Origin of the sequence: Candidatus Defluviibacterium haderslevense (assembly GCA_016712225.1) — a bacterium.
In the GTDB taxonomy this organism is placed as follows: domain Bacteria; phylum Bacteroidota; class Bacteroidia; order Chitinophagales; family Saprospiraceae; genus Vicinibacter; species Vicinibacter haderslevensis.
Genome location: JADJRL010000003.1, coordinates 1490607 through 1502689, shown reverse-complemented (window position 1 = coordinate 1502689; position 12083 = coordinate 1490607). Strand labels below are relative to the sequence as shown.

13 protein-coding genes are annotated in these 12083 nt (G+C 28.1%); 8 read left to right on the top strand and 5 right to left on the bottom strand.

The genetic code is table 11. The features are described 5' to 3' along the window. Positions 1-50: 50 nt before the first annotated feature. The 5 genes from IPK88_06150 to IPK88_06130 all read right to left on the bottom strand — a co-directional run bounded on the left by IPK88_06150 (position 51) and on the right by IPK88_06130 (position 4854). A complete protein-coding gene (locus IPK88_06150; GenBank protein ID MBK8242985.1) occupies positions 51-548 on the bottom strand; it encodes a DUF1905 domain-containing protein in 498 nt (165 codons plus the stop codon). 409 nt (positions 549-957) lie between these two features. Then, a complete protein-coding gene (locus IPK88_06145) occupies positions 958-2361 on the bottom strand; it encodes a hypothetical protein (protein ID MBK8242984.1) in 1404 nt (467 codons plus the stop codon). Then, positions 2358-2894, bottom strand: a complete 537-nt coding sequence (locus IPK88_06140) for an RNA polymerase sigma factor (GenBank protein MBK8242983.1) — start codon at positions 2892-2894, stop codon at positions 2358-2360. Before IPK88_06140 ends, IPK88_06145 begins: the two co-directional genes overlap by 4 nt. Before the next feature lie 67 nt (positions 2895-2961). Continuing rightward, a complete protein-coding gene (locus IPK88_06135; GenBank protein MBK8242982.1) occupies positions 2962-3723 on the bottom strand; it encodes an alpha/beta hydrolase in 762 nt (253 codons plus the stop codon). Positions 3724-3801: 78 nt separating this feature from the next. Beyond that, on the bottom strand, positions 3802-4854 hold the full coding sequence (locus IPK88_06130; GenBank protein ID MBK8242981.1) for a COX15/CtaA family protein: 1053 nt from the start codon (positions 4852-4854) through the stop codon (positions 3802-3804). A gap of 495 nt (positions 4855-5349) precedes the next feature. On the opposite strand from IPK88_06130, the gene IPK88_06125 reads away from it, so the two are divergent. The 8 genes from IPK88_06125 to IPK88_06090 all read left to right on the top strand — a co-directional run bounded on the left by IPK88_06125 (position 5350) and on the right by IPK88_06090 (position 12074). Further along, positions 5350-5802, top strand: coding sequence for a D-tyrosyl-tRNA(Tyr) deacylase (locus IPK88_06125; protein ID MBK8242980.1), 453 nt, complete (start codon positions 5350-5352; stop codon positions 5800-5802). Further along, the gene (locus IPK88_06120) at positions 5803-6138 is read left to right on the top strand and encodes a nucleotide pyrophosphohydrolase (GenBank protein MBK8242979.1); all 336 of its coding nucleotides are present in this window, start codon (positions 5803-5805) and stop codon (positions 6136-6138) included. Positions 6139-6278: 140 nt separating this feature from the next. Next, complete coding sequence (locus tag IPK88_06115) at positions 6279-7100, top strand: ABC transporter permease (GenBank protein MBK8242978.1); 822 nt, start codon at positions 6279-6281, stop codon at positions 7098-7100. A 33-nt stretch (positions 7101-7133) separates the two neighbouring features. Further along, positions 7134-8333, top strand: coding sequence for a SpoIIE family protein phosphatase (locus IPK88_06110; protein ID MBK8242977.1), 1200 nt, complete (start codon positions 7134-7136; stop codon positions 8331-8333). Beyond that, on the top strand, positions 8323-9135 hold the full coding sequence (locus IPK88_06105) for a TM2 domain-containing protein (protein ID MBK8242976.1): 813 nt from the start codon (positions 8323-8325) through the stop codon (positions 9133-9135). The genes IPK88_06110 and IPK88_06105 overlap by 11 nt, the downstream gene beginning before the upstream one ends. Continuing rightward, positions 9132-9788 carry a CBS domain-containing protein gene (locus IPK88_06100; protein MBK8242975.1) on the top strand — a complete coding sequence of 219 codons (657 nt, stop codon included), beginning with the start codon at positions 9132-9134 and terminating at the stop codon, positions 9786-9788. Before IPK88_06105 ends, IPK88_06100 begins: the two co-directional genes overlap by 4 nt. Next, on the top strand, positions 9781-11196 hold the full coding sequence (locus tag IPK88_06095) for a BamA/TamA family outer membrane protein (GenBank protein ID MBK8242974.1): 1416 nt from the start codon (positions 9781-9783) through the stop codon (positions 11194-11196). Before IPK88_06100 ends, IPK88_06095 begins: the two co-directional genes overlap by 8 nt. Beyond that, the gene (locus IPK88_06090) at positions 11193-12074 is read left to right on the top strand and encodes an NAD kinase (GenBank protein MBK8242973.1); all 882 of its coding nucleotides are present in this window, start codon (positions 11193-11195) and stop codon (positions 12072-12074) included. The genes IPK88_06095 and IPK88_06090 overlap by 4 nt, the downstream gene beginning before the upstream one ends. The last annotated feature ends 9 nt before the right edge of the window (positions 12075-12083 follow it).

Below are 12083 nucleotides of genomic sequence, written 5' to 3'. Positions count from 1 at the left end.
AAAGGACTTTTTTATATCCCCTTGAATAGTCCATCTTTTATAAAATAAAACTAATTAGCTTGTTTCTTTGACCGTATCATTTCGGAATAATTCTGCTTTTTTGATAATGCAATAATTGTTTCACTTATCCGATTAGCTTTAGTTATTGGGCTTTTAGCAGAAGAAATCCATTTTGAAAAGTAATTTTGGTGAGATCTGGTTAACGTATTAAAAAATTTAAAAGCAATTTTTTCTGTTTCCAAATACTCTATAAAGTCTTTATCTAATTCAAAACTTGTCAAATCCAAATTAATTTCAATTTCAACAGTATCGCTTTCTTTCTTTTTTATCCTTCTACGGACCGTTTGATTTATTGGCATTATAAATATACCACTTCCCATTGGAAGTAAATTCAGACCATTAAATTCATAAGCATCAATTTTACCCTTAACTCGAAATGTTTTTCTTATTCCCGGATTTAGGCTTTGAATGAATACTTCAGAAAATTCAATGTAAGTCCATCCAGTTTTTTCACCTTGTTTTCCAAATTTCTTTAGAGTAAACCGCATTTTGTCTATATTTAACGGTGTTTTTAAATTTACATTTCTGTTTGTTCCACGTGGAACAATTGTTTCAATAATTATATCTTTAATCTAGCACTCTTGATCTTCCTTGATTTAATTAGACCAAATAAGCATTTTATTCTTAAACGTCAAATATTAATCTTAACCGCTTTATACCTTTGTCCTAGATTGTAAAAAGGAACATAAAATAATCAATTACTAGGATTATTAATTAAATTCATTAAAAAAAGTAGTTATTAGATGAATTGTTCCACGTGAAACAAAACTTAGCCAAGCCAAATAAAATCATATAACGTTCAAAAAAATTCAAATCTTTTTGATTCAAAAAACGGATTTAAAACAAAAAAAAACCCACAATAAAATTGCGGGTTATTTTAAAAGAAAAGACTTCTTGTTATTTAATTCTATATCTAATTCCTGCTATTAACCCGACTTGCATATACTTATGAGTTAATGCATAAGATGATGATGCAATTGAACCCACATAATACCTAATTGAAGGTTCTGCTAAAATCATAAATCGGTCATTTATCTTATAGTTAAGCCCAAAACTACCAATAATGCTTAATCCTACATTCTTTTTATATATTGAAGCAACAGCTTCATTTTCTTCCTTCAGAGAAAGTAGCTTCATAATGTCAGAAGCATATACACTTCCAGCATGATTAGTCGTAACATTAATTCCAACACCACCATTTACAGCAAATTTAAAATCTGCTAAATTAATTTCGTAGCCAATTGTAATTGGAATGTCAACAAACCTATATTTATTATAAATATGTCCAGGAATAATGATTTCTTCCGTAATTGTATCAATTGGTTCATTCTGGGGATTTTTAATGATTACACTTTTTGTTTGTCTTTCCTTGACAAATTCAAAACGCTCTTTAATAGTCGAAAAATTAACCCCTGTCCTTAATGAAAGTCCAATTGGAAAAACAATAGAACCGCCAAAGCCAAATGAATAAGCATTTACATACCTTTCTGATCCATTTCGTTCATTAGCATATTTTATACCTGTTTCACTTTTTGAATTTATCCTTTTTTGAGATATTTCTGGAGCATAATACACATCAAGATAATATCTTTTATGTGTCTCTCTTTTAACAAAACATGGATTCTCTTCTGTCACTTTCATCTTTTTTGGAGAATTAACCATATACTTAATTAAGCTCTGCTTTTCCTCTACCTTCTCAACCTGACCCATTATTCCAGGATATAAATCCTGGCTACCAATAATCAAATTAGCTTCCTCATCTATAGATTCATTTAATCCTTTTGATGACTCTAAACCGGAAAAACCTTTAACCGTCATTTGTTCTTTATTCCTCTTAACCGCCTTATAGTCACTAATTTTTTTATTGCTTACTTTTTTATTACTGCTAATTTGACTATAATTCTCTTTTTGTTCTACCTTATTATCACTTATTACATTATAGTTGTCTGACTTTAAACTATTTTTAGACTCGTTAATATTATACGTATTTGACTCAAAAGTCAAATTTTTATCTTGAATGAAACTTGCCTCTTTAAATTGTTCCTTCTTATTTTGCTCGTCCTTAGAACTATTCTTATTGATAAAATAATACAAAGCCAAAGCTCCAAGACTCAAAATCATTAAACTAACCAAAAATTTATATATCCAACCGAAATTAAATATTCTATTCTTTTTCTGTTCTTGATTAAGTGCGGTCACTATTCCCTCCCAAAGATGATCTTGAGCAGGCTCAACAGCATCTACCAACTTCTCTCTAAATAATTGGTCTGTAAAATGTTCAAGACCATTTATATCATTCATACTCTAGTTTTTTGACTTTTTAATAATTTTTCTTGTAAAGATTTTCTAGCTTTAACTAATTGGGATCTGGAAGTGCTCTCTTCAATATGTAATAATGTTGAAATTTCTCCATGATTATACCCTTCAATAGCATACAAATTAAATACTAACCTATATCCATCTGGTAAAGAATTAACCATTGTTACTAATTCACCATATTCCAAATCGTTAACAGCATTTATCGTATCACCCTGCTCAACCATTGAATCTAATCCAGTATTCTCAAATTGATTACTTTTTTTATGGTACTTTTTAATGGCATTATTTATCATTATCCTACGAACCCACTGTTCAAAAGGCCCTTCAAATTTATACTGATCTAAATTTAAAAACACTTTTATAAAACCATCTTGTAACAAGTCTTCTGCCTCCATTCGGTGCTTAGAATACCTCATACAGACTGCCATCATCTTCCCTGAAAGTAGATCGTATAATGCCTTTTGGCAGATTCGATCTCCCCTAAGACAGCCCTTTATGATATTATCCATTTCCATAAGTAGCAGCAGCCCTATATAGTAAGATTCACTTTTCTTTTAAAACGCTGCCTAAGGTAAAAAATAATTATGTATTCTTTTCCAGAAATGATTTTAATATTTCATTGAACTCATCTGGCTTTTCCATCATAGGAGCATGACCACATTTATCAATTAAATATAATTTGGCATCAGGTAACAATTCTTCGAACTTTTCTCCAACAAAAGGTGGTGTTACAGAATCTTCCTTGCCCCAAATAAGCAATACCGGGATTTTTATTAAATGTAATTTATCTCCCAAATTGTGCCGAATTGCAGATTTTGCAGTTGCAACAATTCTTATTGCTTTATTTCTGTCATTTACAACATTATACAATTCATCTATCAATTCTTTGGTTGCAATAGCTGGATCATAAAATGTATCTTCAGCTTTCTTTTTAATAAATTCATAGTCCCCACGTTTTGGAAAAGTATTACCCATTCCACTCTCAAATAATCCCGAACTGCCAGTTAAAATTAAACTTGACACCTTCTCTTGGTGCGCTAATGTGTACAATAAACCAATATGTCCACCTAATGAATTTCCTAATACATTAACTGCATTATAATTCTTATACTTAACAAACTCAGCAACATAATCTACAAGTCCCGTTACAGAAACTTGGAATAAAGGCATTTCATATATAGGTAGAATAGGAACAACTACCTTATAATCATCTTTAAAAGCTTCAATAATACCTTTGAAATTACTAAGTGCTCCTAAAAGTCCATGTAGCAACATTAAAACCGGTCCAGTTCCTTCTGACTCAATATATTTAAATTTTCCTTCTTCAACGATTGTATATTCCATTCACTTATATTTCCTTTACTACAAAATTAAAAAAAATTACATCAAACTCTTAAAAAATAACTATTTCCAATATTAAACTTAAGCTAACCATCTATTTTTAGAGAAATACAATATATACAAACTATAACAAAATAACAAAATCCCAAACATTTGATGCATAACACCATAAAACAAAGGGATTTCACCAACACAATTAATTAATGTCATAACACCTAAAATAACCTGCACTAGAACCAAGCTTAAATATCCTAAATTAGCCTTAAAGTAATTTCTATTCTTATTATAAAAAATGTTTAAACAAATGACAAAACCCAAAATAAAATAAGCGCAACTTCTATGAATAAATTGAATAACTATAGGTAAGGTAGAACTTTCATCATAATTGAGTATCATTTCTTTATCATAAGTAAATATAGCTTTTACTTCCATTGGAACTAATAATGAATTAATCCTGGGCCAAGTTGGAGCAACTAACCCAGCTTTCATACCACTCATTATACCTCCAAAAAACAATTGAATAAATATGATACAAGAAATGATTAAATAAAACAAATTGATCTTATTATTAACAACTTTTATATAACAATAATTTAAATAAGTCCAAAAAAGGTAACCCAGTAAAATCGTTGCGGCAACTAGATGAAAACTCAATTTATATGCACTAACCCATGGTCTATTGACAAAACCGCTTGCCACCATTATCCAACCTAAAGAAGCAACAAATAATGCCAAGAGAAAAGTAATACTTAATTTAATCCCTAAGGTCTTATCTATTTTATTTTTAAATAAAAAATAAATTAAAGGTATTACAAAAACTAAACCCATAATTCTTGCCCATAAACGATGTAAATATTCCCAAAAAAAAATAAATTTAAAATCATCCAAACTCATTCCAGTATTAATTTTGCTATACTGAGGTGTCTTTTTATATAATTCAAAATGATAATTCCAAGACTCATCAGAAACTGGAAATAAAATACCAGTAACTATGTCCCACTTTGTAATTGATAAACCACTACCAGTTAATCTTGTGATTCCACCTAGCAAAATTTGAAAAAGAATCATTATTAAACCAACGAATAACCAAATTTTTACAGATTTAAACTTCATGAGCCCTAAAATATTTCTCAAAGATCAACCATTTTAAATGAAAAAAAAAATTCACATCATTAGACATCTACATTATATTAAAAGAAAATATATAAATAAATATTGAATATATAATGATAGTGTTAGTATGTTTATAAACTCATTATGTTTAAAAAATTAACAAGTAATACACAAAAAAAAAAATTACAAATTATTATTTTACAACAGATTAACTATTTTTTAAACATAGTGTTAATAAAAAAATGTGAGTAAAAATTAATTATATTTATGTTAGTAAAGAATCTTTTATTAACAAGTTTAAATCAATATTATGAATAAATTATATATAAACAAATATCTTATAAATCAAAAAATAGAAAATGTTTAAAACGTATAAAATATTTAGAGTCAATGTCCAAAAATAAAAAATTCAATATCTAATAGTTAACTCTTTAAATATATCAAAAACAATAAATGTGAATAAAATAATTTTCATATTATAAAGATTTTTAATTTAAATTTGTTGAAACTTTATGAATGAGGGTTATTATACAGAGAGTGGATTATACTGAAATTAGTATAAATAATATGGTACATTCGTCTATTCGTAAAGGTTTATTATTGCTTTTAGGAATTGAAGAAGCAGATACCCAAGATGATATTGATTGGTTAATTAATAAAATTCTCCACTTGAGAATTTTTTCAGATGGGGACGGTCTTATGAATTTGTCTATTTTAGATGTACAAGGGGACATCATGGTAGTAAGTCAATTTACATTATTTGCATCTACTAAAAAGGGAACAAGACCTGGTTTTATAAGAGCAGCAAAGCCAGATTTTGCAAAAACAATTTATCAAGATTTTTTAGATAATATAAGAAGTAAGTGCAAATTAAATATTGAATGCGGAGTCTTTGGTATGGATATGCAGCTGAAGTTATTAAATAATGGACCAGTAACTATAATTATTGATACAAAAAATAAGGAATAAATGAATGATTTACAATTAGAAGTAGATACTTGGATTAAAACTTATGGAATTAGGTACTTTAGTGAGTTAACCAATTTGGGAATTTTAATGGAAGAAGTTGGAGAATTATCCCGATATATGACAAGAATTTATGGAGACCAATCTTTTAAAATTAATGAAAATGAGGAAAACGCAAAAGCTAATATAGCTGAAGAACTTGCAGATATTTTATTTGTAACTTTATGTCTATCCAATCAAATGAATATTGATATAGAAAAAGTTTTTAAAAGTAAAATGGAATTAAGAACAATCAGGGATAAAGAGAGACATTTGAATAATCCAAAATTAAATTGCTAGTGGTTAATTATTCTAGAAATGTAATTTACATTTTTTCAATATGCTTTTTATTTTTATGTACTTGCTGTTTGCTTTTCGGATATCTGATTTGTACCGATAAAACAATTTATGCAAATACTCAGGTGCCAGAAATATCTGTTATGAATCCTGGTTTTGTTTCATGTTTTGAATGGAATACCAATATAAATGTTTCAAAGCAATCGCTAATCTCAATCATGTTTTATGGAGATCAATCGATACAAAAACCACAAATTAATAATAATAAAGATAACACGAATTGTATTAGATATTATTTAGGAACAGATAGGTATGGCAGAGATGTATATAGTAGATTAATAATTGGTATTAGATATACATTAATAGTTGGTTCAATCGCTGTTTTATTTTCCTTAATTATTGGAATAATTTTAGGTTTGCTTGCAGGATATTTTGGTGGAAAGACGGATCAACTCATTTCATTAATAATAAGTTTATTTTGGTCATTACCAACTATTTTATTAGCTTTTGTTATTTTAATGGCTTTTGGTAGAAATATGATTTCTATCTTTATTTCTATAGGCTTGACTATGTGGGGCGATGTAGCCCGATTAGTAAGAGGTTTGGTTTTACATTATAAGGAACAGCATTTTGTTCAAGCTTGTAAAGCAATGGGTTTTTCACATTTTAGGGTAATGGTTTTTCATATTTTACCTAATATATCTGGACCCATCTGGATACAAGCTTCTTCAAATTTTGCTTTAGCTATTCTTTTAGAATCAGGTCTGTCTTTTTTGGGTATGGGTTTGCAGCCACCTATTCCAACACTAGGTAACATTTTACAGGAGCAATATAGTTTGGCTTTTAGTGGTAAGATTATTCAAGCTATAATACCATCAATTGTAGTAGTTTTGCTAATATTGTCTTTTCAGATAATAACTAACCATTTTAGGGATAGAACAGATATAAAATTAAAGAGTAATTAGTTTATGAGTAGGGAGCAGAGCATACTTTCCAAAATGGAAAATGAATTAAGTCTAAAACAACTTCAGATTACGTCTCTGTTGAATATTACTCAAGCAATAAATGAGAATCTTCCTCAAGAAGATTTACTTAGTATGTATAAAAATTTTCTTACTTGGGAATTAAGTATTGAAAAAATAGCACTTTTTATAAGAGAAGATAACGGTTGGTCATTAGTAGTTTCATCAAATCTCAATGCAACAAAAAATTTATTAGAACTTCCAAAAGAATTTATTAAGTTTTCAAGATTACATACCGTAAAAAAGGAAGACCACCCTATTTTACAAGATTTCGAATTTATAATTCCAGTTTATCATAAAAAGGACCCAATTGCATACTCTTTAATTAATGGAGTAAAAAGAGGAGATGATATTTTTAACAACATACAATTTATAACTTCAATAACAAATATCATTGCTGTAGCATTAGAAAATAAAAGATTAGTAAGAAAACAAATAACACAAGAAAAGGAGTTGGAATTTGCAACCGAAGTAACAAAAATGTTGATTCCTGAAGAAATGCCTTCAGGAAAACAATATCAATTAGCTAACGTATACAGGCCTCACTTTAAGGTTGGTGGAGATTATATTGATTTTATAAAGTTTTCAGAAGAAAAAATATGTTTTTGTATTGCAGATGTTTCGGGAAAAGGGATTGGGGCAGCAATGATTATGGCAAATTTTCAAGCGCTTTTACAAAATTTGGGCCAACAATATAGAGATTTGGAGACTTTAGTTATCGCATTAAATGAAACGGTTTTAAGAATTACTAAAGGTGAGAAATATTTAACTTTTTTTATTGCTGTAGCCGATATTAAACAAAAAAAATTATATTATGTAAATGCAGGGCACATACCTCCGATTCTTATAAAAAACAATCAATGTTATGAACTTAAAGCCACGTGTACAATAATTGGTCATTTTGAAAATTTACCGGAAATAAATGAAGGTGTAGTAGATTTGGATTCTGATACTATTTTGGTTGCATTTACAGATGGTTTGGTCGATATTAAAAACCACTTAGCCGAAAATTATACAACAGAAATGTTGCAAGAATTAATTTTGCAAAATAAGAAAAAGTCAGTTCAAGAATTGTCTTCTTTGGTCATGGAGACTTTGATGGATTATAAAGGAAACGAAGAAGTTCCGGATGATATAGCCATTTTAAGTTTTAAATTTATTTCAGATGAAAAATAAATGGATTGCCACTTTGATGGCTGTTTTTTTAGGTACTTTTGGAGTACATAGATTCTATTTAAGACAAACCGAAATGGGTTTATTTTTTATAGGTATTTATATTTGGGTAAAATTTATTAATATTTTAGGCTTCCCCTTTTCAACGCTTTGGGGATGGTATGATGCATATCGTTATTTAATGATGGATCAAAATGAATTTGATAGAAAATATAATAGTAAAAATTTTAGAGACAGATATGGAAATAGAAGGGAAAACGCTAAAAATGATACGTATAAACAAGGTCGATATATTATCTTAGAACAAGATCAAAAAAATGAAAAAGAACGTTCAGGATCAGTTTTTGAAAAATATAGGCAGCGTAAAGAAATAGAAACATTTAAGCAAGCAGGAATAAAACATTTTAATAATTATGAACTGAAGGAAGCTATTGAGTCATTTCAGAAGGCTATATTAAAAGAGCCTAAAGATAATTCTTGTCATTTCTATTTGGCTTGCGCATATTCATTAAGTGAAAACGTAAAAAAATCATTTGAGCATTTGAATCAAGCTATAATTAATGGTTTTAAAGATTGGAATAAAATATTAACTCACGAGTCTTTAGCCTTTATAAGAGTTCTACCGGAATTTGAGTTATTTAAACAAAATCAATATAAATTAACAAATGAAATAATTGAAAAATTGGATCTTCGTGAGAATAGAATTCTTGAAGATTTAAAATTAGAGAGAGAAAACTTATTGCAAAATCCTAAAAACGCATATGGTTCCTATTTTCAACAAATAGTAAATAATGAATTCAAATGAAGGCAAATACTTTAATTTCAAAACATATATTACCATTATCTCTAAGTGATCATATTGACACCGCATTAGATAAAATGATTGAATTTAAAGTATTACAATTATATGTATTATTGGATCAAAAGATCATTGGAATGGTTACATGGCAAAAGTTGAGTAAACACAATGGAAAAGAATCTATACAGCAATTTTTAGAAACCGATTTTCAACATGTTTCATCTGATGACTATATTTTTGATATATGGTCGAAAATGTTACAATTCAAATTAAACAATATACCGGTAATATCAGATGTAGATCAGTTTATAGGATGTATATCAGAAAATGAATTAGTCAAATTCTACCTATCATGTTTAATCGAAATAGAACATGGATGTATTATATTGCTTTCAATGAGGAAAATGGATTATTCATTGGAAAAAATAGCTCAAATTGTCGAAGAACATAAGGCAGTTATTTTATCCAGTTTTGTTTCAGAAAAGGCAGAGAAGAATGAAATTTACCTTTCCTTGCAAATAAATCTTAATGATCCAACATCAATTCTTAATGATTTTGTAAGATATGATATAGAAATTGTGAAAGTTTTTTCAAAACAATCTGTCCAAAATGTTCATGAGGAAAGATATAATGAGTTGATGCACTATTTGAATGTATAGAAATCAATGGTATGTTTTACTTGGTTTGCAATTATTAATTTTAATTCAAATTCATTCCCAAAATATAACTTGCCCTATATTACTTGTAGATAAAATAAATATTATTGGAAATGAAAAAACCAGATCTTGGTTAATTGAAAAGGAGTGTGACCTTCATATAGGTGATACAATATCAATAAACAGAATTGGAATTAAATTAGAAGATATAAAATTTAAACTAAGTAGATTGGTTAATTTTTCAAATGTAACTGTAAAGTATAAAATTTACTTTGAGGATAAATGTTTTGTGATAATTGATATTATAGTAGATGAAAATTGGTTATTATTTCCTTCAATTATTGGCGAAATTGCAGATCCTAATTTTAATATTTGGTGGGTGGAACAAAGACATTCACTTAAACGTGTTAATTATGGAATAAAACTATTGCATTATAATCTTACAGGCCGAAGTGATAAACTTAGAATAAAGTTCCATACAGGGTATACTGATAAGTATGAAATTTCTTATGATTTCCCATATTTTTTTAATAATAAAAATTATAATCTTTCAATTGGTTTATTATATAGTTCGTACAAAGAAATTGATGTACAGACTTTAGCAAATAAATTTGTCTTTATTCAAAATGATCATGATGACTTACTACTTAGAAGAGAATTCAATTTAAAATATTATTATAGGAATGAAACAAATTGGACACATAGTTTGAATTTTAGATTATATCATAATAGAATTAATGAAAGTATTGCACTTTTATACCCTGAATATTTTTTAGCATCAAAATATAAATTTGATAAATTAAAAATTGATTTAAATACTACTTATTCAAGTTTTGATATTGGAATACGACCACAAAAGGGAATTAAATTTAAAGCCACTATTGAGACAATAAATGAGCCTTTTGTAGAGAGAAATAATTATATTTTTTTTTCCCAAGAGTTTATTCATGCTAAAGCATTTAATAAAAGAATAAGTTTATTATCTAGAATAAATTGTCAGGAATCATTAAATCGAATTAAACCTGCTTATTATATATATAGAACTTTAGATAATAGTCGTCAAGTCGTACCAGGATATGAATACTATATAATAAATGGAACAGATTATGTTTTAGTAGATCAAGCCGTCAGACTTTTTATATTAGACTATAAAAAGTCTTTTTTCAAACTATTAGCAAAAGAACCAAGAATTAAAATTAAATCTGAATTGGATTTAAGATTTAACTTTACAGGTGCATATTTTAATGAGCCCTATTATTATCAGACAAATTCATTAACAAATAAACTTATATATAGTGTAACTTGTGGACTCGATTTAACAATTAACAATGGCATTATGCTACAAATGAATTATTCTTTGAATCATTTGGCTAAAGGCGGTTTCTTTGTTCACCTTAATTCAGCATTATGATTAAAGTGTTTATTTTTGGTCAAAAAGCTAAGGGAGAGGACATAACACATATTAAAAGCCTTTTATACCATTTAAAATTAAATCAATTTGAAGTTTGCATATATAAAGAATATCTAGATCAACTACCTATCGAAATTAGTAAAACGCATCAACATTCTTGGTCTACATATCAAGATATAGTCGACGCTAAGCCAACATTTGTAATAACTTTGGGAGGAGATGGTACTATTTTACAAGCCATTACATTCATACGTAACAGTAACATACCTATCCTTGGAATAAATTTAGGCAGATTAGGTTTTTTGGCCAGTATAGATAAAACGATTATCCCTGATGCAGTATATCAATTAGTGAACGGTAGCTATACAATTGAGGAAAGAAGTTTAATAAGCTTAGAGAGTAATTTTTCTCTTTTTGGAGAAATCAATTTTGCATTGAATGATTTTACAATCCTCAAGAGAGATAATTCTTCAATGATAACAATTCATACTTATGTAAATGGGGATTTTCTAAATTCTTATTGGGCCGATGGCATAATAGTTTCTACTCCTACCGGGTCAACAGGTTATTCCTTATCATGTGGTGGACCAATTATTTTTCCTGATGTGGCCAGTTTAGTAATTACTCCTGTTGCGCCTCATAATCTAAATGTCAGACCCATTGTTATACCCGATCATTCTATTTTATCTTTTGAAGTGGAAGGAAGAACAGAAAATTTTTTATGCACATTGGATTCAAGAAAAGAAACTATTAGTTCTGAACATCAATTGGCAATAAAAAAGGCAGATTTTAAAATTAGATTAGCACAATTGCATCCAGTAAGTTTTTTACGTACTATACATGAAAAATTAAATTGGGGTTTAGATCAGAGAAATTAATGTTCGTTT